Here is a 26,275-nt window from a genome sequence, read left to right as displayed (position 1 = left end):
TCACACCCAGCTTCCGTTTCGCAGCAGCGGCTCGATCGTGCCGTCCTCATGCTCCGCATCGATGCTCAGTTCCGCCGAACCGACCATAAAATCTTCGTGCTGCATGCTGACGTTGGCTCCGCGGGCAAGCAGCTCCTCATCGCCGAGTCCCGCCCCGCCCAGCAAATTGGTCGGATACGCACTCCCGAGCGCAAAATGGCAGGACGCATTCTCGTCGATGCCCACGTTATAGAAAACCCGGTTCAGACGGGAGCTCGGCGAATCATGCGGTACGATCGCGAGCTCCCCCAAATATCGTGTCCCCTCATCGGCATCCAAAAACTGCTTCAACGCCTCATATCCGGTCTCCGCCGTAAAATCCACCACACGTCCCTCGCGAAACGTCAGAGTGAAGCGGTCCACCAGCTGGCCATTCAGCACAAACGGCCGGGTGCTCGACACCGTTCCGTTTGTTCCCGTGCGGTGCGGCATCGTATATACTTCCTCGGTCGGCATGTTTGCCACGAACGGAATCCCGCTCTGATTAACCTGGCCGCCGCCAAGCCAGATATGGCCGGGAGCGAGTTCGACCGTCAGATCGGTGCCGGGTGCCTTGTAATGCAGCCTGCGGTACTGCTTCGCGTTCAGCTTATCGGTGACGGCTCGTAAATGCTGCATATGCCTCCGCCAGGCAGCCACCGGATCCTCTTCATCGATATGGTTCATGCGGAAAATCGATTCCCATAATGCGTTCACCCGCTCTTCCTGCGGGCGGTCGGCAAACACTTGATCTGCCCACGCCTGGCTCGGCACGTTGACGATGCACCAGCTGATCCGGTTGGTGCGCACGTATCCGAGATAGTTCCGGCGGGCGGCGGCGGCGGCTTTCCGGGAAGCCGATATTTTCGCCGGATCCACGCCCTCATACAAATTCGGATTCTCCCCGTCCAGCAGGAGAACCGCTCCCCCGGACTCCGCGATGCTCTCCATCATGTGCGCCGTCCAAGGGGGATAGAACGCAAACGACTCCGGCCCCGCCAGGTCATAGCGCATGCGCACCACGGTCTCGTCACGCCAGTTTAACTGAACATATTTGGCCCCGGCCTGGTAGGCTTTAGCCGTAACCAGCCGCGCAAAATCAGCCGACTCTATAGGCGATTCCACATAGAGCACCTGGCCCGGCTGCACATTTACGCCCACTTGGACGAGCAGCTCCGCATATTTTTCCATTTGCTTCTGAAACTCCGTCAATAACATCCCCTGCCTTATCTAATTATAACTAGTACGATCTTCATAACGAGCCGATTATCCGGGTGACCAGAGGAAACGCATAAATGACCACCATGCAGGCCAGCAAAATCCAGCTGAGAATCCGCGGATACTTGGCACGGTACGGTCTCACGGTACCAAATATGCCCGCCACGAGCAATGCCAAACCGGCGATGACCGGCAGATGATACCCGGTTGAACCCCCTGTCCACGGATCCAAACCTAAGCTTGAAAAAATCATGTCCCCCACGGATACATCCTGATGATTTTGCACCAAAAGGACCAGCGCGGCCAGAATCATCAGGAAATAGGGTATTCCCTTTTTCACGCTTAATCACCTCCCTCGGAATCTGCTCCGCTTCACTAATTCCTTTCCAGCATCCAATCCAAGTGTTTCTTACTATGGTTCCATATCCAATGGGTCCCCGTCTCGATCTGGGGCAGCAGCCCATTCAGGGTTCGGTGCGCGAGCACGAAGTCCTCCTCCGTAATAGCCGAACTGCGAAGCGCTTCGCTCAACTCGTCTTCATCTTTGATCACATAGCTGCCGTCAGGAAAGACGACCAAGTCCAGATACAAGTCATCCCAGTAAGGAATGCCCTCCCCGCTCAGGCCGTTCCGTTTCGTCATATCTACGTACCACTGGATGATCTCTAGCTCCGCATTAAACATAGTGGTGACCGCGTAGTGCTCCCCTTCCGGAAAGTGCTGCATCCAAACGTATCCCTGATCAGCCAGGCACAAGTCCCGGTTCTGCATCTGTACGACAAGAGGCTCGCTGATTTGATGAATCGAGATGAGTGTCACATGCCCGTTAAATTCTTCGGATTGGAGCCGCCTGCAGGCAAAATCTCTTTCCAGCACCCGCCGCCAATCCTGCCGGTCGGCATATTTTCGCTTCACTTGCTCCCCTCCTGGGCTCTCCGCTTCTGCATAACTCTGGCCGCCGCCGCTAAGCAAGCGACTGAGACGATGCCGATCCCCGCGTACAACCACCATATCGTTCGCATCTCCGGCCCTCCAGAATAAGTTCCCTGCTGAATCGCCAAAATGTACGAATTGTCACCGGTTCGAACCGCGATGGCCTCCTGGCTGCTCCGCCCGTGAATGGCGTAGTAACCTGTTCCTTTGGGATACATATTGGAGAAATTCCCCCGATACGTTCCTTCCCGGTCCGAATACTTCGTGACTTTGCCGATTTTTTGGCCGATGTCCTCGGGCTGAACGGCTTGTTCAGTGACCTGGTAGATATGGCCGGAGTATACGACAAATGGATAGGCCCAGCTTGCCGAGGCGATCGATAGCGGATAAAGAAGGATGAAACCAAGGAATAGAGGCAGCACTCTTTTCAAATGACATTCCTCCTCCGAAAAAATAGCCATCAGCAAAAACGCTAATCCGTGACTTTTTACACGACAACCGGCACCTTATGCCTGAACCCATGTTCCCCGGGTATAGCCCAGCTTCAGACCTGCCCGCTCCATGTTGCGGTAGCTGGTCGAGGCGTAGGCCGCCTGGCCGACCACGATCCGGCAGCCGCTTTGATGCGCTTCTGTGATCCTTTTTTCCAATAGCGCCTGCTGAACCCCCTGGTTGCGGTATTCCGCAAGTGTAGTGGCAAACGTCAGCGAAGCCGCGTCATCCTGGATATACATCACGCCTACGCCGGCCGGTCTGCCGTTGACCCATGCCGCATAGAATTTCCATCCATCCCTGTCATAAAGAACGATGTTGTTGTCAGCAATGTGGTGTTTGCCGGATATCGGCAGACCGGTACCCAGGCAATGAATTTCGGCATACAAGTCCATTTCGTCTGCGGTGATTTCCCGGATCGTAATATGCTCTCTTACTGTATCACAAGAGCGCGGTTCGCCGTATAAAGTCGCATGATACCCGGTCTGGTAATAACCCTGATCAAAGAGAGCCTTCATCAGCTTGGGATGAGATTTGGAAGGAGCCACCTCAAATTGGCATCGGCCCTGCCGCTTCCGATAAAATTCCAGAATTTCATCCAGGCGCTCAGCCTCTCGCTCTCCAATTCCCTTCACCGTATTAAACTGCGGCCATGGCATCGCTTGACTATAGAACGCGGCGGCACCGCCAAAAGTTTGAATGTCGATCCCCATCGGATTGCCGGGCCGCTCCTGAATCGCCTTCATTCGGTCGATCATGTAATCGATTTCGGAGTGCTCCATCAGATCGGCCAATTCTTTACTTATGTACATATTATGACGTCCTTTCGGGCTTGATCATTAAAGAACCTATCGGAAAACGCAGCACATCAAGCGCGCTCATCGTTCTTTTCCCCTTCCGTAACCTTCGCTGCCTCGTGACTCTTATGCATGACGACCTGCCGGGTCGGCTTGTAGCCGGTCTGTTGATAAAAATCCACCAGGCCGCTCTCGCAAAATAAGCTGACCACGTGGATATTTTTCAGTTCTGCGGTGATACGGTCGACGATCTCCCGTCCCAAGCCGCGTTTTCTGTAATCCTCGTGCACGCCCATATCCTCGATATAAGCACGGAACAAGCCGTCCGAGACCGCTCTCGCAAACCCGACCAGCCTGTCCTCGTCCCAGGCGCCGACAGCAATGGATGAGCCGAGCATGGATTCGATATCGGCCAACGTTCTTTCCGGCCACCAGCCCAGGTGATCATACAGCTGTTTCACTTGAGCGGCAGGGATATTTTTCTCCTGATACGTCCGTACAGTGATTGGACTCATAATTTTAGCTCCTTAATATGGAAATCTTCATTTGCATTAGATCCTCAAACACAGGCCGCTGAACGGAACTGATCGGCAGCTGTTCGATTTCATCCATGGACTTGAATTCAAGCTGAAGCGGCGAAATCAGCTTTTTGCCCACTCCCGCGCTTGCTTTAACAGCTCAACAATCGTTCCGGACTTTTCATCCGAGTATTTCAGCAGCGTGTTGATGCCGCTGGCCACCGTGTTCCGTTTGGCCTGTGCATAGGCATTCGCTTGTTCCGGATGGGTACGCAAATAATCCCTGAACAGCAGGTTATCCCGCCAAATGGCGGAGTCCCACTCGGTAATTTGCAGATTGATCTTCTGCCCGGTACGTTTACGGTAATGAATCCGCCCCGGCACTCCCGCCTCACCCATGCTCTCATACTGTAAAGCAACCAGCTGCCGGTCTGTACACTCGTCAATGTGAAGCTCCTTGAGACCGATCAGGATATCGACAATCGGTTTGGCTGTCATCCCTTCAACAGACGTGCTACCGATATGGGCAAACTCCACCACTTGTTCCGCAAACACAGGCTCCAGCTTCCTTTTCTCTTGCTCGTAGATGTCCTTCCATTCATCCTGATAAGATGACAGCTCAATGATTTCATCAATACCCATCAGTTCCCTCCGATCCGATCATTGCTCCTTTTTGGACAGCTCCTTATTTGGAAAAATCCAGTCCCTTGTCGGCCATTGCCCGCCGAAGCTGTTCTACCGCTGTGAGGCCGATGCCGTGAAGCTGCTTCAGCTCCGGTTCGGTGAGTTTCGCGACCTCTTCTAGCCGGGTAATGCCCGCATTCCGGAGCGCACGTACCGCCGGCTGAGCCAGCTTGGGCAAATCGCTTTCCGTCAAATCCTGCTTGTCATTTGGCATGCTTAGATACCTCCTCGATCAGATGGATAATACCTTCCAATCACTTTTTCATCCCAAATCTGTGCCTCAATGTATCGCTCTGGCCCCCGGTCCCCATGCTTGTTCCATTCCTGCGGCAGCCCGTACCTGGCAATCACTTCCCGGATTTCATCCTTCGTATACACCTGCTTGCGGTAGGGTTTGCCATCATCATAGCGCATCGTCGGAAACAGATCGCCGTACGTAAAACTGATCGAACGATCATCAAATTCGTCCCAGCCGATTTGAATCACGCTTGGCTCTACATACCATGAACACAGCCAATCGCAAGGTCCGAGAGTCATATAATGCGGATACGGATTTGCTGGCTGGCCTCCTTTGGCTATAAACGCCTCTCTGACCCGGCCCTCCAGTTTGAGCCTGATATCCATATAATCGCCTGCCCTTTTACTGGCAAACGTTTTTCCTTCCTTGGCGATCTGCCCTAAAATCTCACGGGCTTCTTCCAGCGGCAGACACGACAGGTTTCGAAAAGGACCCCGTGCTGCTTCATAGTAGTGATACAACACCAGCATCATGGCCATCGCCCCTTCCGGCAGCTTTGTTGCACTGAGCCCCACTCAAAAAATAAAGCATCAGAACATACCGATGATGTCTGACGCTTTACGTTTTATTCCAATTTAGTCAAAAGGAACATCCTTCTCAACGAAAACTGTTGTTTTTAGTGTAAAAGGATTCCTCCGCCGGGAAGGCGCTTTGAAACACGTGATCCGTCATTGGAAAATTGAATCATAACCCAGCCACTCCTCGTTGATTTTCTTCGCATAACGATATACATTAAAATCGCTGTACTGCACATAAAATCCGTCACGGATCAAGTGGTAGTCTTCCGGATTTATTCCAAAGGAAAAGGATATCCCGGGACCTTCACCACATTGCCCGACAGGGATTTCATGTCCGTTCATGTCGGTTAACCTCAGGTGTGGGCCTTGTAGAGAGACGGAACCGTCCGGATTTAACTTCCCGTTATACATAAATTCACCCGATCGATGTTCCCACCCGGGGAACGCCTCGAAACTGAAATAAATGTCATTGCCCCGGTTCAACACATCGTTAAGCAGGATACGCGTATGATTCATCTCAAGGACTTCGACTTTTAAATCTTTCCGTTCGTCCTGCCCGAATGCGATCCATTCCGGTTTGACAAAAATGTTGACGGGGACCTGTTCCTTTACGAGATTCACGTCATACCCCTTATGGCCGATGACATGATCCATAATGCCTTCATCCGAATAGTTCAATGCATAGATCCGGTATCCGCCCACAATGACGATGATCACCGCAATGATCACTACTGTCCGTTTTCTTTCTGTGCTCATTAAAAGGACTCTTTTCAGCCACCCATGAAAATAATAGTATATAACGCGTTCCACCGCCCTACCCGATCAGCTTATCCACCGTTTCACGGTCCAGCTTCTTGATCACCGCCGTCAGCAGGTCGGCGGCCTGGCTGAAATCGGATTTGGACATCACGGAGTTATGGCTGTGGATGTAACGCGTGGCAAATCCCACGGACAGCGTCGGGCAGCCGATGCCGCTCGTATGAATCCGGCCTCCGTCGGTCGTGCCGCCGGTGATGGCATCAAACTGCAGGGAAATGCCCAGCTCCTCCGCCGTGTCGATTACAAGGTCCCGCAGGGCGGTATTCGGAATCATCGAAGCGTCAAAGATGAGCACCAGCGGTCCGTCGCCCATATTGCATTTCATCGGGTTCGACTCGCTGCCCGGCGTGTCATGCGCGATACCGACATCCAGCGCAAAGGCTACGTCCGGCTGGATGAGGTTGGCGGCCGTTCCCGCACCCCGGAGACCTACTTCCTCCTGCACCGTCGCTCCCGCATAAATGACGTTCGGATGCTGTTCATTCTGCAGACGGGACAGGATTTCGACCGCCAGCGAGCAGCCGGAGCGGTTGTCGAGCGCTTTGCCCGCCCACAATTCGCCATCTCGCATCGTAAAGAAATCGCTCACCGGTACGACCCAGTCGCCCGGACGAACCCCCATCTCCTTGGCGTCCGCTTCATCTTTGGCCCCGATATCGATATACAAATCCTTCAGCTTCATGACCTTGGTCCGCTCCTCGGCCTCCAGCACATGGGGCGGCTTGGAGCCGATGATGCCGATGTATTCGCCTTTGCGCGTCTTTACTTTCACCCGGTGGGACAGAACGTTATGCGCCCACCAGCCGCCCAGCTGGTTAAATCGCAGAAATCCCTTCGGCGTAATCTGGGTGACCATAAACCCGATCTCATCCAGATGGCCGGCAAGCATTACTTTAGGTCCCCCGGCAAGGCCGGTTTTCACCCCAAACACGCTCCCGAGCCGGTCCATAACCAGCTCTTCGCTGAGCGGTTCAAGATAGCTTTTCATTTGGGCGCGGACGGCGCCTTCGTGTCCGGGCACCCCGTCGCACTCGGTCAATACCTTCATTCGCTGCGTCATTTCATCCATCATGGTTATTCAACCTCCAAATCTGCGTTTTAAAAAGTATAGCATTCGGACGAACTTATCCATGTTTCTTCGTATATTGCTTCGCCCTCACCAGCCAATTACCTCCCTTGGCGTGGGAAATTGCTTTTTGGGCATTCCCTTTGCACTCCCCGGCTCGAGCCTACGCGTCTACGATGACTGTTCATACACTTCCGCTTACCGAATGACACCCGTTTTTCTTTTCAAAACAAGAGAGGTACAATATTTCTAGACTTATCTTCGCAAAGAAAGGACGCACTCCCTATGATCATTACACCCAGAACACGCGGTTTCATCTGCACGACGGCGCATCCGGAGGGCTGCGCCAAGCAGGTGCAGGAGCAGATCGATTACATACAGCAGCAGCCCAAATTGAACGGCCCGAAACGGGTCTTGGTTATCGGAGCCTCCACAGGGTACGGCCTGTCGGCCCGGATCACCGCCGCTTTTGGGGCGGGAGCCGCCACCATCGGCGTCTTCCGTCCCAGCTCCGCGCGGGATAAACGGACCGCATCGGCGGGCTGGTACAATTCGGCGGCTTTTGAGCGGCGGGCCGCTGAAGCCGGCTTGACATCCGTCAGCATTACAGGCGATGCCTTTGCGGATGAGACGAAGGACCGCGTCATGGACACGATTGCCAAGGAGTTCGGCCAAGTGGACCTCGTCGTGTACAGCGTAGCTTCGTCCCGGCGTACCGACCCGGACAGCGGCAAGACGTACAACTCGGTTTTGAAGCCGATCGGAGCGCCCTTCACCGGCAAGGCCGTGAACTTTCATACCGGCGAAGTGACCGACGAAGTCACGACCGAACCGGCGGAAGGTGACGACATCGCCCAGACGATTGCCGTAATGGGAGGCGCCGATTGGCAGCGCTGGATCGACCGGCTTCGGCAGGCGAACCTCCTGGCCGACGGAGCGATGACCATTGCCTACTCCTATATCGGCTCGGAGCATACCCGGGCCATCTACCGGGAAGGCACCATCGGCAAAGCCAAGGAGGATCTGGAGGCAACCGCGCAGCGGCTGACTCGTGAGCTGTCCGCTTTAGGCGGAAAAGCTTTCGTCGTCGTCAGCAAAGCCCTAGTCACCCAGTCCGCTGCTGCCGTTCCGGTCTTCCCTCTGTACATCGCCGCGCTCTACAAAGTAATGAAGGAAAAGGGCATTCACGAAAATACCATCCAGCAGACGTACCGCCTGTTTGCCGACAAGCTGTACCACGAGGGCGGAACGCCTGTAGACGAGGCGGGCCGAATCCGCATCGACGATTGGGAACTGCGTCCGGATGTCCAGCAGGAAGTGGCCAGGATCTGGGATCAGGTCACAACGAATAATGTATATGAGCTGACGGATCTGAAAGAGTACCGGCGCGAGTTCTTTCAGCTGTTCGGATTTGAGACGGACGGCATCGACTACACCAAGGACACGAATCCGGACGTATCCCTTTTAAACGCAAGGTAAGAAAAACGTCTATCGACGTACCTTCAAAGAAGACAGACCGCGTTTAAAGGTAATTTTTCTTGCAATATCAGGAAGCTATGGCTCTGGAGTTTATACTTTCTGATATTATAAGAAAAACGTCTATCGACGTACCTTCAAAGAAGACAGACCGCGTTAAGGGGAAGTTTTTCTTGCGAGATCAGGATGTTTTGCTCGGAAACTTATACTTTCTGATCTCTAAAGAAAGGCAGCCGGAGAATCCGGGCTGCCTTTGGTTTTTTATACGCTATCCTTTTTTGTTGCTCTCCAGGTATGTTCCGCAAAGCTAGACACTACTTTAAATTGATGCCTCTCATACAGCCTTTTGGCACCCTGATTGGTTTTGGCGATGCGCAAGTAGATTCTTGGGATCTGCTTACCCATCATATGCTGGATGCAGTGAGTAAGGATGGCACTGCCATATCCGCGGTTTTGCTGATCCGGTGCTACAACGATGTCCTGAATATACTCACCAGAAATAATATAAGCTCCAATCAGAGTTCCCTCATTCCAAAACGAACGAAACTCATCATTTCGGACCTTATCCTCCAACCTCTCATGAAACAAACTTATATTCATGCGGTGTTCGTCCAGTGGCCAGCCGTTTTCTACATTCAATGCGGCGTATGCCCTGTCAAATAAGTCGGCCAAAGGAGTCAACATACTCGCTTCATATGTATTTACGATGAGATCCGTATTGGATAGATCGGGTTCATGAGGCCCGTCATAAAACAAATGATAGCCCTCCATATCCGTTTGAAAGCCCAATTGACGGACAAAATGAATCGCCCGTACGTTCTCTCCGTATAAATTGAAACACAGCTCCTTGGTGCCAGTCTGCTGAAGGTAAGGAGTCATGGTATTCGCAATGAGATCAAGGAGGGCATCAGAATCCGTTTCCTGTATGAATGAAAAATATGCAATAACACATTGATCATCCTCGACGATACAAAAAACACCATGTTCCCGCTCTGTTGCTTTATGATAGATAACATCAAGCTTTTCATTCCGAACAGCCAGCTCCACATAATCCCTTGCTTGTGGCGAGATATAGGCAATCAACCCGAGAATGTCCGCTATTGTTTCGGTATTCACACGCCCCCACCTTTTTTACCAAATAATCTAAAGTTATCAGGATATCTTCCCTGCCCCAATTGTGGCCTCTGATCTTCCCCAAGGTATGTCCTATAATTTCTTCATTCATCACTCATCGTCTTACGAATCAGCTCGTCGATCCAGCGGATCTCCCCTACAACCCGGGATATCGTTTGCTGAAGAACCTCATTCAGGAACAGGTCATGAGCCACGCTTCCTTCCTGGCGCTGCTGAATGCCAGCCAAGAGGGATTCGAGGTCCTTTTTGCGCATTTCCAGAATCCTCAGCCGATTCTCACGGGAAATACGGTCAAACAGGGATACCCGGATCATGAACTCAATTTCATGCTTGGCGTCCTTTTCGGTAAAAGCGTTGATCAGCTCGGCGATTTTTGCCCTGCCCACATCGGTAATTTCGTACACGTACTGGCTGGGCCGGCCTTCCTGCTCATTACGCTTTCGGATAATGGCCCCTTCCGACGTAAATCGGCGCAGCGCCGGGTACAGCAGGTTATGATTCACATCCATCAAATAGCCGAGGTCTTTTTGGATCTCTTTTTTGATTTCGTACCCGTGTTTGGGGGATTTTTCAATCTGGATTAAAATGAGTAAGTCGATATACATAGATCCTGCCCTCTCGTCTGAATTGACTGCTGTCCGGGTTTATGTATTTAATAGCATACCAATTCGGATATGGTTCTTCAACGAATTCCGACAAACTCTGCATTTCCCACTGCACCCAAAGTCATGGGGCGTTGGGCAGTGGCTCCCCTTCGGCCAATATGTTAAATTAACATATGATATTTTAAGCATGAAGTCACCTACTATTCTTCAACACGGGAGGGAATGGAATGCAAGAAATCATTGCTTTGGCCGATATCACCCAGTTCCGATCACGATCCGAAGAATTCAACCCGTACGATTGGTACCGGGACAAGCTGCAGAACGAGCCGATCAGCTACAACGAAGCCACGAATACCTGGAACGTATTCCGCTACGACGATGTCAAACGGGGTGCTCAGCGACTATGAGTATTTCTCCAGCGTGAGAACGCGGACGACGATCAGCGTCGGCGCCGACAATGACGAAGGCCGGGGAAACGACAAAATCAACACGATCAATGCCGATCCGCCGGAGCACCGGAAACGCCGTTCCCTGCTGTCCGCCGCTTTTACACCGCGAAGCCTGAAGCTGTGGGAGCCGCGGATTCACGAGGTCGTCCGCCAGCTGCTAGATGAGATGGGGGATGCTCCGGTCATCGACGTGGTCAAGGATTTTACCGGCGCATTGCCCGTCATTGTGATGGCGGATCTGCTTGGGGTGCCCTCCAAAGACCGCCTGCTGTTCAAAGAGTGGGTAGACACCTTGTTTCTTCCGTATAACAAAGACAAGGCAGCCCAAATCGGCGAATTGAAGCGCAAGGCTGCCACAGAGTACTATACTTACCTTTTTCCTTATATTGTTAAGAAAAGATCCCAGCTCGGCGATGACATTATTTCCGATTTGATCCAGGCTGATGTGGAAGGAGAACGGTTCACGGATGACGAGATCGTCCGCACCACGATGTTCCTGCTGGGTGCTGGCGTAGAAACGACAAGCCATCTGCTCGCCAACTCGTTCTACTCGTTCCTGTACGATAACGATCAGATCTACGGGGAAGTCCGGGCGAACCGGGAGCTGGTTCCAAACACCGTGGAGGAAATGCTGCGTTACCGCTTCAATATTTCCAAAATGGACCGTACCGTCAAGCAGGATAACAACGTGCTCGGCGTCGATTTGAAAAAAGGCGATGTCGTCGTCGCCTGGATGAGCGCCGCCAACATGGATGAACAGGTGTTTGAGGACCCCTTCACCGTGAATATTCACCGCCCCAACAACAAAAAGCATCTGACCTTCGGGAATGGGCCGCATTTCTGCATGGGTGCGCCACTGGCACGCCTCGAGGCGAATATCGGGCTGAAGCTGTTCATGGATTACTTTGAGATGATCGAGCCGGTTCCCGGCTTCCAGCTGGAAGAGAATTTGACACCTTCTGCCGCCGGCCAAGGGCTGGTAAGCCTTCCTGTGCAGGTCAAGCGGGCTTAAGATTGGTATATGAAAAGCCGCTTCCGGTAATCGGGGGCGGCTTTTGTTATCTTCTATTCAGGATCTTCCTCCAGCAAAATGTCCAGCATCTGCCCCGGGCTCTCCATCATTTTTCGGGTGATCACGTAATGGTCCGTATCCTCCAGCTTCACCGGGCGCATGCCTTGATCGTCCAGCAGCCAAATTTCAGCATGGGGATACGACATCAGGATCGGCGAATGCGTGGCGATAATGAATTGCGACCGCTTTTTCACTAACTGGTGGATCCGCGACAGCATGGACAGCTGCTTCAAGGGAGAGAGTGCGGCCTCCGGCTCGTCCATCAGGTACAGGCCCCTTCCCCCAAACCGATTCATAAACGTCGCAAAGAAGCTCTCCCCATGGGACTGCTCATGCAGCGACTTGCCTCCATAGGAATCTCTGATGAATGGTTGAGGCACGTCCATATCCGCATCCAACTGGTCGATATTCGTCGCCACATTATAATAGCTCTCCGCCCGGAAGAAAAAACCGTCCTTCGGCCGGACGACGCCGCGCACGAGCCGCATGTACCGATGCAAATCCGAGTGGGAGGACATCGTCTCAAAGGAGAAATTAATCGTGCCTCCTTCGGGATTAAATCCCCAGGCGACCGCCATCCCTTCCAGCAGGGTGGACTTGCCCGATCCGTTTTCGCCGACGATAAACGTCACCGGCTGCTGAAACGACAAGCTATGAAAGTCATGGACAGCCGGCAGGCTGAAGGGATACGCACGAAAGGACGGCACTTCCTCTCTCCTCAGCATCACGCTCCGCAAATATAATGAACGTGCATCCAGCATGAATCGATCTGCTCCTTTCCATCAGAAAATCATATGTTTAAATCCTTCCTTGACGTAGAGGCCCGCCCCGTCCTCCTTATTGCAGGCGGTACCATGCCGGGTGCCCTCCGTTTTGAAAGTCATGCGTGTTGATCGTCCGCTCGATCTTTTCCAGCGTTTCCTGAACTCTATCATGTTGGATGCCCCCGATCAAGGTCGCGTGCTGGTTCAGCGCCACGAACAGGTTGTATTTCGGCCAAAGGTCATCCGGAATGCCATCTTGGAAATATCCGTGGACCTGGCCCTTGGCAAAATACGGGCTGACCTGGCAAGTATATTTCGGCAGTTTGAAAAATTCCTCCCAGGGGTCTCCCCAGTCAAACCGGCCAAAGTCGATCACACCGGCAAGGCACCCATGTTGAAAGATCAGGTTGGACGGGTGAAAATCGTCATGCTGGAAGGTTACCGGACTCTTTTCAAGCAGCTCCAGGTGATCGTCTATGTAGCTCTCCAATTCGTTCTGCCGATGAAAACGAAGGTCCATTTCCCGCACCTTCTCCCTTTTCTGCCTGTATTTTTCTGCACGCCGGGCCGCCCAGTTTATAGGGACCTCAGGAGTGACCTGATGGATCTTTCTTAATTCTCTTCCGGCTGCCGCCCCCTGCTGAAGTTGAGCTTCCGGCGCTAATCCGGGCAAAACTTCATCCCCACTAACGCCAGGGATGTAGGACAGCAGCAAATAGCAGAGGTCAAGATGCCCAGCCAGGCCCGCCACCAGCGGCTTGGAGCAGCGGACCTGATTCGCTTCGTGCTTTCGGAGCAGCTCGAACTCCATCCGCTGTCTGGCATACGTGCTTCCTTCATGTATCCGCAGCAGGTACACCGGGGTATCCGCCTGATACAACACAAATTTCCGCGCGTCCGAAAATCCCTTCTCAAGTGGCTCAGCCCGGCCATACTCAACTTGCTCCCTGATTTCGGCAAGTAACTTCCGAATCCGCTCCTCGATCGGTTCCATCCCTCTCCCCCTCCGTCCATCCGTTATCACGTTGTTCTCCTCTTCTCCGCACCATCCACCATATAGAGATCCCAACGCTATAGCCGTATAATGGTATCACAAATATACAGGAAATGGGTGCAAAGGAAATGGCATTGCCTGACGTTCACCACAATTTTAGGCAGTTCTTTGACGGATTGCAGATGCATGGTTCATCAGGACGCCGGTACGAACGCATGAGCCTTCATTCATGGATGGGAGAAGGAACGGTGCAGCGACTGGCTCCCCGGCAGGATCTAGGGGTGGCGGCAGTCGATTTTCGTTTGAACGATGACTATACTGTAGCCCTGCACACAAGGGTGCCGATGGTCGAGCTGAGCTGCTGTGTTCAAGGCTACCGGAGGGTTGAGGTGTCCGGCAGGGAGTTCGAGATGAAGCCGGGCAGCTGGAGCCTCCAGTTTGCCAACCCGGCGGAAGCCCGCATGCCTTTTTCCAAAAATCAGCCGTTTCAAATGATGAGCATCGCCATTCCCGTCACCGCCTTCCATCATTTCATGGAAAATGGCGAGGGCACCCGGGCCTTGGATTTTCATCAGATTATCGGAACGCTGCCATATCGGGTGTTCCAGGAAGCCTATGATCCTGCTTCGGCCTACCTCCTGCAGCAGATGATGGAAGCCTCTGCCCGACCGGATTCGCTGAGCTTAGAAATGGAGTGCCGAATTTTGGAGCTGCTGTCCCACGCGTTCCGTTCGATGCTTTTGGGCAAGGAAAAGAGGCCCTCCGGCCTGTCCAGAACGGATCTGTCCAAGCTGGAACGGGCGAGGGAAATCATACTGGATCGAATGAGCCACCCGCCATCCTTATCGGAGCTCTCCCGCCTCATCGACCTGAACGAATTCAAGCTGAAGACCGGCTTTAAGGACCGGTACGGCAGCACCGTGTTCGGCTATCTGAGGGAGGCTCGGCTGGAAACGGCATACCGCCTGCTTCAAGAGCCTGATGCCAGCGTTATCGACGTATCCGTGTCGGTCGGTTATTCCAATCCCAGTTATTTTGCCGAGGCGTTCCGCGGGAAGTACGGCATGAACCCGGGTACGCTGATCAGGAAATCGTAACGCTCACAAAAAAATCCCGCCAACCAGCATCCGGCTCCTTCTACTGGTAGTGCTTCATTCCCCGGCCACGATATGATGAGCGCATATCCTACAAGGGAGAGTGAAGATATGTCCGATTCACCCCAATGGAAGCTGAATGACGAACTGGCGGCCACAACCCGGCACGGACTGGAAGTGCTGCCCGCAGCCGTTACCGAAGCGTTCGAGCGCTCCGTCGAGGACTTACGCACATCCGGTGCCGCACGCGGCCTGATGGTTGGAGATGACGCACCCGATTTTACGTTAAGCAATCAGACAGGTGACCCCGTTACGTTATCTGAAGAATTCGCGCATGGTCCGGTCATTCTGACCTTTTACCGCGGAGCATGGTGCCCGTTCTGCAATTTGGAATTAAGGGCCTACCAGCGGCTTCTGGACCGTATTCATGAGGCTGGAGCCCGGCTGCTGGCCATTAGTCCCCAAACGCCGGATCACTCCTTGTCCATGCAGGAAAAAAACGGACTCGGTTATCATGTTCTAAGCGACCTGCACAACAAGGTGGCGGAGAAATACCGGCTGACCTTCCGTCTGGCAGAAGACGTGCAGCAGGTGTACCGTTCCCTCGGTTTTCCCCTGGACCAATTCAACGGTGACGATTCGTGGGAGCTTCCCGTGCCCGCCACTTACGTCATCGATTCGCAGGGCGTGATCCGTTATGCCAGCGTAGACCCGGATTACCGGACGCGGGCTGAGCCGGAGGAAGTGGTGCAGTTCGCGGAAAGCATCTAACGGAAGCCTTTCCGGCGAGATTAGAGACGCTCACGCTGTACAAAAAACAGCCCGGAACGACCTATAGGGTCATTCTCGGGCTGTTTCATTGTTCTCCCAGTTCCCTCAGCACCTCTGCTATCCGCCGGACTCCCTCTGGAATCTGCGGCTCGGCTACATCGCCGAATCCCATAATCAGCCGGTCCTCGAACCTCCCTTTCACGATGGCATACTTTTCGGCCGGATAGACCCGGACACCCCCTTCCGCCAATGCTTGGACCCGTTCCTCGTCAAAAATATGCCCAGAAAATTCTGCGATCAAATGCAGTCCCGCGGCGTCGCCGCTCACCAGAATCCGGTTCCCGAACGTTTCGCTCAGACTGCGGATCAGCAGCTTTCTTCTCCGGCTGTATACCCGCTTCATGCGGGTGACATGGCGCTGTAAATGCTGATCCGCGATAAACCGCGCCAGGATGGCCTGATCCAACGTAGGCGTATGCATATCCATAAGCCGCTTGATCCCTTCTATGGGCGCAACCAAGTCCTGAGGCAGAACCATATAGCCGATGCGAAGCGCCGGGAACAGATTTTTGCTAAAGGTGCCGATGTAGATCACCCGCTCCGCATCCAGCTCCCTTAACGCATGGACCGGCATGCCTGCATAACGAAACTCGCTGTCATAATCATCCTCAATAATGTAGCAACCGGTATTACGCGCATACTCCAGCAGTTCCATCCGCCGCCCGATGGATAAGATGCTGCCGAATGGAAACTGATGCGACGGCGTGACAAAAACAAGATGGGGGCGGGCCTGGCCGGGAATATCCTGAACCCGCAGCCCATGGGCATCCACCGGAACCGGCACGATGTCCGCGCCGGCCGTCTGAAAAATCCCATGGATAAACGTGGATGTCGGGTCCTCCGAGATGACCGTCTCTCCCGGCGGAAGCAGCAGCTTGCACACCAGCGTGATCGCCTGCGTCGCACCGGCCGTAACGACGACCTGTTCGGGATCGCATAGGATGCCCTTCGTATTGAGCAGCATTTCGCATATCTGCAGGCGCAGCCCCCAGTGCCCCGCGGGACCGGCATATCCGTATTCCCGGTCGTCCAGCTGGTCGTATACCTTATAGGCGACCTCGCGCCACTTTTTGCGCGGAACATGCTCCATCGACGGAAAGCTCGGCCGGAAATCGACTCCATCGAAACCATAACCGTCATCAGGCTGTTTCCGGGAGAAATGAAAGCTCTGGTCCGACTTCTCGAATCTTGCAGGCTTCCTGTTCTCCAAATCGACCACATACGTCCCCGATCCGAGCCGCCCTTCCAAATACCCCTCCGCTACCAGCTGCTCATATACGCTGACGACCAACGTGCGTGACACGCCGAGCTCCTGCGCCAGCTCCCGGCTCGACGGCAGGCGCATACCCGCGAAATATTGTCCCTGGAAGATCCGCTCTCTGAGCAAGGAGTAGATTTGTCTCGTTTTGGTGTCTGCTGCCTGCACGCCTGTAGGGTCCTGTGCCAATACGGCTCACTCCCTTCCTTTTCAAATTGGTATGTTCAAAATCACTCCAGAGTGGTGCTTATTACAGCCAATCTAGCATGGTAGGATGGATTTTGCAATGAATGGAAGGAAGGTGACGCCTATGTATCGGTCTCCAAAACCAACCCATGGCGGCCTCATGACCGCCGCTCTCTTTCTGGCCGCTTTGAACTTGCGCCCTGCCATCAGCTCGGTATCCCCGCTGCTCGCACTCATCCGGGACGACCTGGGCATGTCGTCCGCAACGGCAAGCCTGCTGACATCCATCCCTGTGCTGTGCATGGGATTGTTATCCCCCGTCTCGGCCAAGCTGGCCGGACGGGTGGGAACTGAACGCGTGATTCGCTGGTCCCTCATCCTTATCGGATTCGGAACGGTCCTGCGGCTGTTCGTGCACTCGGCCGGCGTATTGCTGCTGACCGCCCTGATTGCCGGGCTTGGCATTGCAGCCATGGGTCCCCTGTTGTCCGGATTTATTAAGCAGCATTTTCCAAGCAGCGTTCCTGCGATGATCGCCGTCTACTCGGCCGGCTTGTCTCTTGGGGCTGCGCTCGCTTCGAGCTTGTCCCTCCCCTTGCAGGCGGACTCCCAATCGTGGCAAGCCGCCTTAGCCGTATGGTCGGCACTCGGGGCGGCCGGAGCCGCCGTCTGGTGGACCCTGCACCGGGGGAGCCGTTCCGGTCCGCGAAAGGTTAGCGAAGGCCCTGCCGCCAGCCTGCCTTGGCGGAATCCTAAAGCATGGCTGCTCACCCTGCACTTCGGCCTTATGGCATCCTGCTTCTATTCCCTCCTCGCCTGGCTGCCGCCCGTGATGCAAAGCCTGGGGTACACTTCGTCGGAAGCAGCCGTCATGCTCACCATCTTTGCCATCACGCAGATTCCGGCCGGTACGATCCTGCAGCGGCTGCTGAGGCGCTACCCTTCCCGCCTGCTGTGGCTATGGGTATCCTCGATTACGCAGCTGGCCGGTCTGATCCTGCTGTTCTCGCCTCTGCCCTGGCTGGCCGCGGCCGTGATCGGCCTGGCCAGCGGAACTTTATTTGCGCTGGGCCTGCTCCTCCCGATGGACGCAGCCGCAACCAGCCATGAAGCCGCATCATGGGCCGCCATGACGCAATCCGCCGGTTATTTGATCGGGGCCGCCGGACCTTTTCTCATCGGCCTCATCCATGATGCCGCAGGTCCATTTTCGTTTGCCATTTACGGCTTGATGGGAGTAACGGTGGCGCTCATCGTCGTTCAATGGTTCGTAGCTCCTTTTCAAGCACAAAAAAAGGCAGGTTCCAAGCCAGCGCCTCCTGCAAAGAGGGTGGATCTCTCCGAATAGGAAACCGCCTGAATGGAAACCAAAAGACCCGCAGCGGGGATCGCCTCCCTTCATGCGGGTCTTCGTTTGATTTTTTCCGGCCTAGCCCAGTTCCACCAGTGCCTCGATGACAGGATACGAAATGAGATGCCGATCACGGTAAATGTCCTGCACCGCGCCCTGCTTCGTGCTCACAATACCCCTTTGCAGGATAGCTGCCTTGAACCCTCTTTCCAGCGCACCGTTATAGGTGAACAGGACACAGTATTCCGCGGCAAAACCGGACACCACCAGCAGATCGACGCCCTTTTCCGCAAGGATAGATTCCAGTTCCGTTTTCCAAAACGCATTGGAATAGGTTTTATGAACCACCGTATCGCCGGGCTCCATCTGAATCCCCGGGATAAATCCGATTCCGTCGTCATTGACGTCCTCCGCGCCCTCCACATCTTTTATATGGATGACCGGATGACCCTTCGAGCGCAGCAGACCGGCGGTATAATTGATATACTCGCAGGCCCCGTCAATCGTTTGTTGATCCACGTACCCGTTCAGCAGATGCTTCTGCATATCGATGACCAGCAGACCCAGTTTCAAATGGATTCCTCCTCAACTTGTTTACCTCATATAAAATACAATTCGAATTTCTATGCAAAATTTCCTTGTTCGAACATGTTTTTTCCAAATTTCGACCCTCAAATAGGGCTAATATCGTATACAATAGTAGTCAATTAGTACCTTTTTCCATGGAATGTTATGGGATGAAGGCGAACCGTGTCAGTAAAGGAGTGCAGCAAATGGCTATCATTGAAGTAGTGGAATACGAAGGACCACCAGGGGTGTTCGCCTGGCGCTACCCGAACCAGGAGCTCGGGACCTGGACCCAGTTGATCGTTCATGAAACGCAGGAAGCAATATTATTTAAAGGCGGCAGGGCTCTCGATTCCTTCGTGGCAGGACGCCACACCTTGAGCACGGCGAATATTCCGATCCTCTCCAACCTCATTAATCTGCCATTCGGCGGCAAATCGCCGTTTACCGCAGAGGTATGGTTTGTGAATAAACTCCGGTCGCTGGATGTGAAGTGGGGAACCGCATCTCCCATCCAACTGCAGGATCCGAAGTTTAACATTATTGTATCGCTCAGAGCCTTCGGCCAATTTGGGGTGGAGATTGAAGATGCACGCAAGTTTCTGCTGAAATTGGTCGGCACGCTTCCATCGTTCGATCAAGATACACTCGTAAAATACTACCGCGGGGTTCTGACCTCGAACATTAACGAAATGATTTCCTCTTACATTATCCATAAAAAAATCAGCGTGGTTGAAATTAACGCCTACGCCGCCGAAATTTCCAAGCATGTCCGGGACACGATCGCACCGTCTTTTGAGGAAATGGGCATATCCCTTGTGAATTTCTTTATCGATTCGATTAATTTTCCGGAAAATGATCCGTCTACGCAGCGCATTAAGGAAGCACTGGCCAAAAAAGCGGAAATGGACATTATCGGCTTCACCTATCAACAGGAACGTTCCTACGATACGCTCGAAAGCGCCGCCAAAAATCCGGGCAGCACCGCCGGCATCGTCGGCAGCGGACTCGGCATGGGGTTGGGCATGGCAGGATCGATGTACGACGCCGTCCAGCAAATGGCCGGAAATGTGAAGGTTCAAACCACTAGCGATATGGACGTTAAGCAAAAAGCCTGTGTGACATGCGGGCAGCTGAACGCCGCCGATTCGAAATTTTGCTCTGCCTGCGGCCAGAGTTTGACGTTAGGAGCAGCCGGCATCCCGGCGAAAAAAATCGTCTGCAGCGATTGCGGACAACCGCTTCCGCCGAACGCCAAGTTTTGCCTGAACTGCGGCGATCCGTACAACGCCTGCCCTGCGTGCGGCTATGACTTCAAGATCGGATCGGTGAACTGCAGCAGCTGCGGAACCCTGCTGCCGAAGCTGTGCCGCGAGTGCGGGGAATGGATGGACCCGAAGGCCCGCTTCTGCTCGGGCTGCGGAACCAGCAGCATCCTGAAATGCTCGAACTGTCAGGCGGAGGTACAGCAAGGACAGAAATTCTGCATGGAATGCGGCCATGCCCAAACCTGATAACGAGGCCAAAGGAAGGGGAACCACACTGATGCATAAAAGCTGGTTTTTTACCGCTGTCATCCTCATTCCCTTGATTGTCTTCATCGGGTTTGGGTGGAGCGGCGGCTGGGCCGAGAGCCGGTCCTGGATATCCGGTGCCGGAGCGGGCTGCGCGGCAGCAGCTGTTCTTCGGTTTGTATATCGCATGCTTAACCGCCGTCAGGGTCCAGGAATGCCTGCTCCCTTTTACATTGGCTCCGGTATAGCAGCTGGACTGTACGCCGGGGCGGTGCTGCTGGAGATTTTGTTGTTCAGTCTTTGGACCACGCTCTCCGTCACCTCTTATGTATGGAGCCAGATTCTCACCTTGATCGGATTCATCATCCTCACGGGGACGGTGGAACTGTCCGGAACCTATGCTGCCAGGCAGGAGCGGCGGGATCACCGCAACTGGAGCAAAGGAAGGGATACGGTAAATCGGCTGGTGACCATCCGTCAGAAGCTTCAATCACTGCCGGAGCAGACCCGGCTCGGTCATGTTCAAGAGCAAATCCGCGGCCTGGAGGATACGCTCCGGTACAGCGACCCCAATTCGGTTCCGGCCTTATACGAAGTGGAGCAGCTGCTTCTGCAGAAAATATCGCTGCTGGAGGATCAGGTGAGCCTGATCGCTACCGCCGTGCCGGACCAGCGTGAACAATTAGCCAATGAAGCTTTACTCCTAATCCATGACATCGAGCGTACAGCACGAGAAAGAAATTCGCAGTTACTTCAAGCAAAAGCTGGTTCTTCATAGATTGATCTAAAGTTTAACCATTTCTTTAGATCATTCTATATACATAAATAACATCATGCATAAAGGAGACTATCATATGGAGATCCCGGTTCCATATAAAGTTAGATTTTCGACATTTGACACGTGGATTATAATCCTCACCCTGCTCGTATTTCCCGTCGGCGGACTGCTCGCCTTCATCCGCTTGGCATCGACCCACCATCATAACAAAGCCAAAGGCAGAAACTTACGGCTATTGGGATGGGCTATGGTCTTTTCCTATATCTCCATCATGATCATTCTCTATTTGACCTACGATACGTTTGGAGAGGAGGAGCAGATTGATTATTTGACCTCAGGGATTGTTCTGGCGATATATTGGTTTCTTCCTACCCTGATCTTTTTCCTGGTCGGCCATAGGCTCGATAAAAAATTCGGCTCCCTGCTTCAGGTCTATCAGGAAACCGTTGTAAGCATGCGCCTGACCTCCGTTGAGCAGATTCGCAGCCTTTCACAGACATCCCCCGCCGATGTCACCCGGGATTTGACGTTTATGTTTGAGGAAGGGCTCCTCCCGGAAGGCAGAATCATCAACGGAACCGTCTACATTCAACAACAGGCCCTTGAGGATTATCTTAGCGGAGAGTATGAAGAAGAATACGATGACGAGTACGATGAAGAAAATGATGAAGAGTACGACGACGAGTACGATGACGAGTATGATGAAGAGGACTCTGCCTCTGATGAAAACGGTCATGGTCGGCCTTCGGGATTTCAGTCCCCCGTTTCCGGTCAGTCCTCCTCTCCGAAAACCGTCGAATGCCCAGGCTGCGGGGCAAGGGTATTTCTGGGCGCGGAGCGGGAAAAAGAATGCGAGTATTGCGGCAATGTCGTTTGTGCCTAACCGCTTGGTGCTTAGTACGACCTCACCCTTCCTTTTCCCCGCTTCTCCGGGTCCAGGCCCAGAATAAAAGCGCAAACGCACTGACGCCTGCCCCGAGCATGCACACCCCGTCCCAGCCGAATCGGGCATAAATGCTTGTCGAGGCTATGGAACCCGTGGCGCTGCCGATCGAGTAAAACGTCATGTAAGCCGCAGTCAATCGGCTGCGGGCTTCCGGGCGTACGCTCAGAATCATGCTCTGGTTCGTCACATGGACGGCCTGTACCGCCATATCGAGCAGTAGGATGCCCAGGATCAAGGACAGCAGCGAGTGCTCCGTATATCGGATCGGAAGCCATGAAACGAGCAGCAGCGCCAAGGCGACACCTGTGGTACGCTGTCCCATCCCCCGGTCGGCCAGCCGGCCGGCTCTTGCCGCTGCGACCGCTCCGGCGGCCCCGGCGAGTCCGAACGCTCCGATGGCGCTGTGCGACAGGGCGAGCGGCGGGCTGCTGAGCGGCAGCACCAGCGAGGTCCACAATATGCTGAACGCCATAAAAATCAGCAGCGCCAGCATGGCGCGAACACGCAGGATCCGCTCCTGCACGAACAGGTCCAGCACCGACCGAAGCAGCTGAGGATACTTCAGCGAAGTCTTCTCCGGATCCTTCCCCGGCAGTACCTTAAGCAGAATGCAGGCCACGATCAGCATCAGACCCGCAGACGCCAGGTAGACGGAGCGCCAGCCGGCGGCATCCGTTAGCAGACCGGCGAATGTTCGGGCCAGTAGAATCCCGATGACCACCCCACTCGTTACTACGCCGACGACCCGCCCCCGTGATTCGGGGGCCGCCAGCGTCGCGGCATAAGCAACCAGCACCTGCGTGACCACGGCCACGAGCCCGACGACAGCCATCCCTCCAAGCAGAAATCCCCGGTTAGACGCCGTACCTACGACCACCAGTGCAGCCACGGATATCAGCATCATGCCTGGAATTAACCTGCGGCGGTTCAACAAATCTCCCAGCGGAACGAGCAGAATCAAACCTATGGCATAGCAAATCTGCGTAACGGTAATGACCATCCCGACCGACGAATGCGAAATCCCGAACTGCGCCGCCAAAGAATCCAGCAGCGGCTGGGCGTAATAGACGTTGGCGACCGCCAAACCGCACGCCGCAGCAAACAGCAGCGCGGTCCAGCGGGTTATCGGCTGCACGGATGCAGCCGTTGCGGCGGTTGGAACGGCGGCCTTTTTTTCCTTTTCCTCCCCCATCCTTTCTCCGGTTACCATCGATTCGGTTTCCTGCAGGTTGTTCACAACGAACCCCTCCCGATCTTTCAATTATCATAACATACCAATCGGTACATAATGATTTGTGCTTACCTTACCTTCCCGAGCAAAGTGCTGTCAAGAGGTTCGTGGATCGAATTTGTTAATGGGCCTGAATTTAACGGATTACGCAAAATATTTATACGCTAGTCCGATCACTGATCTTGGCTGATCGAATTGACAGAAGGAGAGGAATATCCTACACTCTAAACATACCGATCGATATGAAATGAGGTGCCGAAAATGGTTAGGCAGCGTGAATTCGATGTGGATCAGGCGCTGGAAGACGCCATGCATATATTTTGGAGTAAAGGCTATGAGGCAACGTCCTTAAGCGATCTGACGGCGGGAATGGGCATTCAGCGCCCAAGTATTTACTCCGCGTTCGGGGATAAGAAGGAGCTGTTTGAAGCGGCTCTGCGGAAATATACCGCCGCGCATGCGGCACAGGCCAGATCCGTGCTTCTGCACGGCGAATCCGTTAAGGAAGCCTTCAGACGTTATTTTGCGGGGATTGTCGAGGAGTCTTATGCTGACCCGCAGAATCGCGGATGCTTCTGCATTAATACGATGGTGGAGATGGCTCCGCATGATGAAAAATTTGAGGTTTTGACACGGGAGCATGAGATGTATTTGGCGGCGATTTTTCAGGAGGCGATCGAACGCGGGGTCCGTTCAGGCGAGCTGCACACCGGTGTGGACGCCAAGTCCCTGGCACAGACCCTGGTCGTCTCCTTGATCGGTCTGACGGTGATGATGAAAGCCCGCCCGGAGCGTTCCTTTGTCGATCATTCGGTTGAGGTGATTCTTACCTTGATTCAATAAGGTGCATGAACGGAACCGGCAGTTGTGTTGTGCTCAGGGGGAAAGCCTTGGAGCAGCAGATTAAGCCGAGTCCCGCTCGAGCGATAGGCTCGTCAGGCATCCTTTTAAGCCGGCGATCGCTTCTTCCTTTTGTGTCAGCAGCCGTTCCTGCGGCCAGACGCTGTCTCCCCGTTTCAAGTCGCCTGAAATCAGGAGCAGCATCCAAATGGAAAACACGGTCGAGAAGCGGCAGTAATCGCGGATAAAATCGCCAAGGTCCCACTCCGCGCCATACAGCGCCGACTGAGCTACGTAATAGGTCAGGAGCTTTTCCCGATCTTCAGCGGTCACCTGTTTCGGAAACAAAGGGTGCGACATGTCGATGAGATGATACAGGTCCCAGAACGGGGTATTCAGGTGGGCATGCTCCCAATCCATGATGTACAAGCGGCCGTCAGCCGCAACGGCATAATTGCCCAAATGCAGGTCCCCGTGGGATACCACCTTTATTTTCGGGAGTGCCCGGCCCTCCGCAAAGCTGAGTATCATGCCGTCCAGCTCCCAGGGCTCGCCGATTTCGTTCATAACCGCCACGGCCTCATCCCGTCTGTTCATGAGATCGGCGGCGATCTGCTCAATCTGCGGCTTAGGCCCCGACCCGCTCAAACCCTCCCGGCGCTCCTCCGGCAGCGCATGCCACCAGGCGATCTGCTGTACCACTTTCATGGCGGTTTCTACATCGTACTCATGGCGAAGGGGGCCAAGGTCTTCAAAAATCGACCATCCCTCCTCACCGGCTCCTTCCTCCGAAGAGGCGAGCAGCGCCGGGTAAATGTCCGGAAAGCCGGACAGCACATGCCGGTAAATCCAGGCTTCCCGGTCCACGCTCTCCCCGTTGGTCAGCGGCTTGAAAATGTAGCTGTGCTGCCGATCCAGGTAGAACCGTTCCACGAATTTGCCGTTCATGCCTTGGTACAAGGCCTCCCGCTTCCACAGCCCCTCTCCGCTCAGCGTTCCGTTCGGCAGAACGAATTGGCTCAGGTTGTACATTAAAAACTCCCCCTTCGGCTTGTTTACAAACCGATGTATTCGAAGTCCCATGCGTCAAAGCTCGCTTGGTCCGTCCATGTATTTTTTCGGTCCGGATTCCGACGAACCCTGATTTGTAAACGATCTATGTCGAAGTCGATTTCGACCACATTCGGCTTGCCTGACTTTAGAACAAGCTGCTCAACGGATGGCGCCATCCTCATGAAATTGCCTTTCATAAGAATAAGACTGACTAATAAATGCTCCGACACTTTGTTAAAAGCAACCACGTAGGCGTCACCAAGCGCCTCAAGATCGAGCGGCGTAACCAATATTCCGCCTATACCTAGCTGATCGATCCAAGGCTGCGGAAGAAACGGCGGCTTCGCTGCCGCTATAATTCTATCGTATGGAATTGACTGATGATATCCGTAAAACCCGTCACCGCAGATGACTTTTACATTTCTGATTCCCGAACTGTCCAGCTTCGCCTTTGCCCGTTTGGCAACAGACGGATCCACCTCGACCGTATGCAATGCCCCTTCCGGTCCGATCAAGTTGGAGATTAGTGCCGCATTGAATCCGCTTCCGGTTCCGATTTCAAGAACGCGCTGTCCCTTCTGAACCTGAAGACACTCAAGCATTTCCGCCATAAAACGAGGATTGGTGCTTTGAATGACCCGGGAACCGTCCTGGTGGAAGAGAAACTCGGCACCGTCGACCTGCTCAAACGCATTTAGGATAGACGGTGATACATGTAAGCCATCCAACTCGATAAGATGATTGGGATTCATCCTTATTCCTCCCACATGA

At 53.9% G+C, this 26,275-nt stretch carries 28 protein-coding genes and 1 pseudogene; 9 read left to right on the top strand and 20 right to left on the bottom strand.

Features of this window, described 5'->3' with window-relative positions; genetic code table 11:
• From ABIE48_RS02830 to ABIE48_RS02780, 11 genes are all read right to left on the bottom strand, one after another.
• Nucleotides 1-1,230, bottom strand: coding sequence for an aminopeptidase (locus ABIE48_RS02830; RefSeq protein WP_192716425.1), 1,230 nt, complete (start codon nt 1,228-1,230; stop codon nt 1-3).
• A gap of 40 nt (nt 1,231-1,270) precedes the next feature.
• A complete protein-coding gene (locus ABIE48_RS02825) occupies nt 1,271-1,576 on the bottom strand; it encodes a hypothetical protein (RefSeq protein WP_192716424.1) in 306 nt (101 codons plus the stop codon).
• A 35-nt stretch (nt 1,577-1,611) separates the two neighbouring features.
• Complete coding sequence (locus ABIE48_RS02820; RefSeq protein WP_192716423.1) at nt 1,612-2,151, bottom strand: ribonuclease FAU-1 family protein; 540 nt, start codon at nt 2,149-2,151, stop codon at nt 1,612-1,614.
• Nucleotides 2,148-2,591: a hypothetical protein gene (locus ABIE48_RS02815; RefSeq protein WP_354520576.1), complete on the bottom strand. Its 444-nt coding sequence runs from the start codon at nt 2,589-2,591 to the stop codon at nt 2,148-2,150. Before ABIE48_RS02815 ends, ABIE48_RS02820 begins: the two co-directional genes overlap by 4 nt.
• A gap of 84 nt (nt 2,592-2,675) precedes the next feature.
• On the bottom strand, nt 2,676-3,473 hold the full coding sequence (locus ABIE48_RS02810; protein ID WP_192716421.1) for a GNAT family N-acetyltransferase: 798 nt from the start codon (nt 3,471-3,473) through the stop codon (nt 2,676-2,678).
• A gap of 56 nt (nt 3,474-3,529) precedes the next feature.
• Entirely contained in the window at nt 3,530-3,973 is a 444-nt protein-coding gene (locus tag ABIE48_RS02805; protein ID WP_192716420.1) for a GNAT family N-acetyltransferase, read from the bottom strand.
• Between the two features lie 126 nt (nt 3,974-4,099).
• Nucleotides 4,100-4,618 carry a GrpB family protein gene (locus ABIE48_RS02800; RefSeq protein WP_192716419.1) on the bottom strand — a complete coding sequence of 173 codons (519 nt, stop codon included), beginning with the start codon at nt 4,616-4,618 and terminating at the stop codon, nt 4,100-4,102.
• A gap of 43 nt (nt 4,619-4,661) precedes the next feature.
• The gene (locus ABIE48_RS02795) at nt 4,662-4,874 is read right to left on the bottom strand and encodes a helix-hairpin-helix domain-containing protein (protein WP_192716418.1); all 213 of its coding nucleotides are present in this window, start codon (nt 4,872-4,874) and stop codon (nt 4,662-4,664) included.
• A 2-nt stretch (nt 4,875-4,876) separates the two neighbouring features.
• Nucleotides 4,877-5,431: a hypothetical protein gene (locus ABIE48_RS02790; protein ID WP_192716637.1), complete on the bottom strand. Its 555-nt coding sequence runs from the start codon at nt 5,429-5,431 to the stop codon at nt 4,877-4,879.
• Nucleotides 5,432-5,626: 195 nt separating this feature from the next.
• Nucleotides 5,627-6,232: a hypothetical protein gene (locus ABIE48_RS02785; protein ID WP_192716417.1), complete on the bottom strand. Its 606-nt coding sequence runs from the start codon at nt 6,230-6,232 to the stop codon at nt 5,627-5,629.
• A gap of 58 nt (nt 6,233-6,290) precedes the next feature.
• On the bottom strand, nt 6,291-7,367 hold the full coding sequence (locus ABIE48_RS02780) for a M42 family metallopeptidase (RefSeq protein ID WP_483312643.1): 1,077 nt from the start codon (nt 7,365-7,367) through the stop codon (nt 6,291-6,293).
• Between the two features lie 279 nt (nt 7,368-7,646).
• Between ABIE48_RS02780 and fabV the strand changes: the two genes are divergently transcribed.
• Nucleotides 7,647-8,840 carry an enoyl-ACP reductase FabV gene (gene fabV / locus ABIE48_RS02775; protein ID WP_192716416.1) on the top strand — a complete coding sequence of 398 codons (1,194 nt, stop codon included), beginning with the start codon at nt 7,647-7,649 and terminating at the stop codon, nt 8,838-8,840.
• Between the two features lie 258 nt (nt 8,841-9,098).
• On the opposite strand, the gene ABIE48_RS02770 is transcribed toward fabV, so the two are convergent.
• Together ABIE48_RS02770 and ABIE48_RS02765 are read right to left on the bottom strand one after the other, a co-directional pair.
• Nucleotides 9,099-9,953, bottom strand: coding sequence for a GNAT family N-acetyltransferase (locus tag ABIE48_RS02770; protein ID WP_145025635.1), 855 nt, complete (start codon nt 9,951-9,953; stop codon nt 9,099-9,101).
• Nucleotides 9,954-10,054: 101 nt separating this feature from the next.
• Entirely contained in the window at nt 10,055-10,576 is a 522-nt protein-coding gene (locus tag ABIE48_RS02765) for a PadR family transcriptional regulator (RefSeq protein ID WP_145025637.1), read from the bottom strand.
• 227 nt (nt 10,577-10,803) lie between these two features.
• Between ABIE48_RS02765 and ABIE48_RS02760 the strand changes: the two are divergent.
• Nucleotides 10,804-12,037: pseudogene (locus ABIE48_RS02760) on the top strand (cytochrome P450).
• Between the two features lie 53 nt (nt 12,038-12,090).
• On the opposite strand, the gene ABIE48_RS02755 reads toward ABIE48_RS02760, so the two are convergent.
• Together ABIE48_RS02755 and ABIE48_RS02750 are read right to left on the bottom strand one after the other, a co-directional pair.
• Nucleotides 12,091-12,858 (bottom strand): AAA family ATPase, encoded by a 768-nt coding sequence (locus tag ABIE48_RS02755; protein WP_145025641.1) that lies wholly within the window; start codon nt 12,856-12,858, stop codon nt 12,091-12,093.
• A gap of 76 nt (nt 12,859-12,934) precedes the next feature.
• Nucleotides 12,935-13,855, bottom strand: a complete 921-nt coding sequence (locus ABIE48_RS02750; protein WP_145025643.1) for an aminoglycoside phosphotransferase family protein — start codon at nt 13,853-13,855, stop codon at nt 12,935-12,937.
• A 128-nt stretch (nt 13,856-13,983) separates the two neighbouring features.
• On the opposite strand from ABIE48_RS02750, the gene ABIE48_RS02745 reads away from it, so the two are divergent.
• Complete coding sequence (locus ABIE48_RS02745) at nt 13,984-14,952, top strand: helix-turn-helix transcriptional regulator (RefSeq protein WP_145026391.1); 969 nt, start codon at nt 13,984-13,986, stop codon at nt 14,950-14,952.
• Nucleotides 14,953-15,060: 108 nt separating this feature from the next.
• Nucleotides 15,061-15,720 carry a peroxiredoxin-like family protein gene (locus tag ABIE48_RS02740; RefSeq protein WP_145025645.1) on the top strand — a complete coding sequence of 220 codons (660 nt, stop codon included), beginning with the start codon at nt 15,061-15,063 and terminating at the stop codon, nt 15,718-15,720.
• Nucleotides 15,721-15,805: 85 nt separating this feature from the next.
• Here the strand turns inward: ABIE48_RS02740 and pdxR are convergent, their stop codons facing one another.
• Nucleotides 15,806-17,227 (bottom strand): MocR-like pyridoxine biosynthesis transcription factor PdxR, encoded by a 1,422-nt coding sequence (gene pdxR / locus ABIE48_RS02735; RefSeq protein WP_145025647.1) that lies wholly within the window; start codon nt 17,225-17,227, stop codon nt 15,806-15,808.
• Between the two features lie 97 nt (nt 17,228-17,324).
• On the opposite strand from pdxR, the gene ABIE48_RS02730 reads away from it, so the two are divergent.
• Entirely contained in the window at nt 17,325-18,572 is a 1,248-nt protein-coding gene (locus ABIE48_RS02730; protein WP_192716415.1) for an MFS transporter, read from the top strand.
• 81 nt (nt 18,573-18,653) lie between these two features.
• Here the strand turns inward: ABIE48_RS02730 and ABIE48_RS02725 are convergent, their stop codons facing one another.
• A complete protein-coding gene (locus ABIE48_RS02725) occupies nt 18,654-19,148 on the bottom strand; it encodes a cysteine hydrolase family protein (RefSeq protein ID WP_192716414.1) in 495 nt (164 codons plus the stop codon).
• A gap of 200 nt (nt 19,149-19,348) precedes the next feature.
• On the opposite strand from ABIE48_RS02725, the gene ABIE48_RS02720 reads away from it, so the two are divergent.
• The 3 genes from ABIE48_RS02720 (at nt 19,349) to ABIE48_RS02710 (ending at nt 22,317) form a co-directional block, all read left to right on the top strand.
• Nucleotides 19,349-20,656, top strand: coding sequence for an SPFH domain-containing protein (locus ABIE48_RS02720; RefSeq protein WP_192716413.1), 1,308 nt, complete (start codon nt 19,349-19,351; stop codon nt 20,654-20,656).
• Nucleotides 20,657-20,687: 31 nt separating this feature from the next.
• The gene (locus ABIE48_RS02715) at nt 20,688-21,434 is read left to right on the top strand and encodes a DUF2730 family protein (protein WP_354518262.1); all 747 of its coding nucleotides are present in this window, start codon (nt 20,688-20,690) and stop codon (nt 21,432-21,434) included.
• A gap of 76 nt (nt 21,435-21,510) precedes the next feature.
• Entirely contained in the window at nt 21,511-22,317 is an 807-nt protein-coding gene (locus ABIE48_RS02710; RefSeq protein WP_192716411.1) for a hypothetical protein, read from the top strand.
• Between the two features lie 22 nt (nt 22,318-22,339).
• Here the strand turns inward: ABIE48_RS02710 and ABIE48_RS02705 are convergent, their stop codons facing one another.
• Entirely contained in the window at nt 22,340-23,572 is a 1,233-nt protein-coding gene (locus ABIE48_RS02705; protein ID WP_192716635.1) for an MFS transporter, read from the bottom strand.
• A gap of 300 nt (nt 23,573-23,872) precedes the next feature.
• On the opposite strand from ABIE48_RS02705, the gene ABIE48_RS02700 reads away from it, so the two are divergent.
• Nucleotides 23,873-24,454, top strand: a complete 582-nt coding sequence (locus tag ABIE48_RS02700) for a TetR/AcrR family transcriptional regulator (RefSeq protein WP_192716410.1) — start codon at nt 23,873-23,875, stop codon at nt 24,452-24,454.
• Between the two features lie 60 nt (nt 24,455-24,514).
• Here ABIE48_RS02700 and ABIE48_RS02695 read toward each other — a convergent pair whose 3' ends face one another.
• Entirely contained in the window at nt 24,515-25,483 is a 969-nt protein-coding gene (locus tag ABIE48_RS02695; protein ID WP_192716409.1) for a phosphotransferase family protein, read from the bottom strand.
• Between the two features lie 23 nt (nt 25,484-25,506).
• Nucleotides 25,507-26,256, bottom strand: a complete 750-nt coding sequence (locus tag ABIE48_RS02690; RefSeq protein WP_192716408.1) for a protein-L-isoaspartate O-methyltransferase family protein — start codon at nt 26,254-26,256, stop codon at nt 25,507-25,509.
• Nucleotides 26,257-26,275 lie beyond the last annotated feature (19 nt).

The organism is Paenibacillus sp. OAE614, from assembly GCF_040546645.1.
Taxonomy (GTDB): Bacteria; Bacillota; Bacilli; order Paenibacillales; family Paenibacillaceae; genus Paenibacillus_AQ; species Paenibacillus_AQ favisporus.
Note: the sequence above shows the minus strand (reverse complement) of the source record. Positions and strands in the feature narration are given on the sequence as shown.

Coding starts and splice junctions, on each gene's coding strand:
- ABIE48_RS02810 (WP_192716421.1), bottom strand. CDS start 3,473: ATGTACATAAGTAAAGAATTGGCCGATCTGATGGAGCACTCCGAAATC.
- ABIE48_RS02805 (WP_192716420.1), bottom strand. CDS start 3,973: ATGAGTCCAATCACTGTACGGACGTATCAGGAGAAAAATATCCCTGCC.
- ABIE48_RS02800 (WP_192716419.1), bottom strand. CDS start 4,618: ATGGGTATTGATGAAATCATTGAGCTGTCATCTTATCAGGATGAATGG.
- ABIE48_RS02795 (WP_192716418.1), bottom strand. CDS start 4,874: ATGCCAAATGACAAGCAGGATTTGACGGAAAGCGATTTGCCCAAGCTG.
- ABIE48_RS02790 (WP_192716637.1), bottom strand. CDS start 5,431: ATGATGCTGGTGTTGTATCACTACTATGAAGCAGCACGGGGTCCTTTT.
- ABIE48_RS02785 (WP_192716417.1), bottom strand. CDS start 6,232: ATGAGCACAGAAAGAAAACGGACAGTAGTGATCATTGCGGTGATCATC.
- ABIE48_RS02780 (WP_483312643.1), bottom strand. CDS start 7,367: ATGATGGATGAAATGACGCAGCGAATGAAGGTATTGACCGAGTGCGAC.
- fabV (WP_192716416.1), top strand. CDS start 7,647: ATGATCATTACACCCAGAACACGCGGTTTCATCTGCACGACGGCGCAT.
- ABIE48_RS02765 (WP_145025637.1), bottom strand. CDS start 10,576: ATGTATATCGACTTACTCATTTTAATCCAGATTGAAAAATCCCCCAAA.
- ABIE48_RS02755 (WP_145025641.1), bottom strand. CDS start 12,858: ATGCTGGATGCACGTTCATTATATTTGCGGAGCGTGATGCTGAGGAGA.
- ABIE48_RS02750 (WP_145025643.1), bottom strand. CDS start 13,855: ATGGAACCGATCGAGGAGCGGATTCGGAAGTTACTTGCCGAAATCAGG.
- ABIE48_RS02745 (WP_145026391.1), top strand. CDS start 13,984: ATGGCATTGCCTGACGTTCACCACAATTTTAGGCAGTTCTTTGACGGA.
- ABIE48_RS02740 (WP_145025645.1), top strand. CDS start 15,061: ATGTCCGATTCACCCCAATGGAAGCTGAATGACGAACTGGCGGCCACA.
- ABIE48_RS02730 (WP_192716415.1), top strand. CDS start 17,325: ATGAATGGAAGGAAGGTGACGCCTATGTATCGGTCTCCAAAACCAACC.
- ABIE48_RS02720 (WP_192716413.1), top strand. CDS start 19,349: ATGGCTATCATTGAAGTAGTGGAATACGAAGGACCACCAGGGGTGTTC.
- ABIE48_RS02715 (WP_354518262.1), top strand. CDS start 20,688: ATGCATAAAAGCTGGTTTTTTACCGCTGTCATCCTCATTCCCTTGATT.
- ABIE48_RS02710 (WP_192716411.1), top strand. CDS start 21,511: ATGGAGATCCCGGTTCCATATAAAGTTAGATTTTCGACATTTGACACG.
- ABIE48_RS02705 (WP_192716635.1), bottom strand. CDS start 23,572: ATGGGGGAGGAAAAGGAAAAAAAGGCCGCCGTTCCAACCGCCGCAACG.
- ABIE48_RS02700 (WP_192716410.1), top strand. CDS start 23,873: ATGGTTAGGCAGCGTGAATTCGATGTGGATCAGGCGCTGGAAGACGCC.
- ABIE48_RS02695 (WP_192716409.1), bottom strand. CDS start 25,483: ATGTACAACCTGAGCCAATTCGTTCTGCCGAACGGAACGCTGAGCGGA.
- ABIE48_RS02690 (WP_192716408.1), bottom strand. CDS start 26,256: ATGAATCCCAATCATCTTATCGAGTTGGATGGCTTACATGTATCACCG.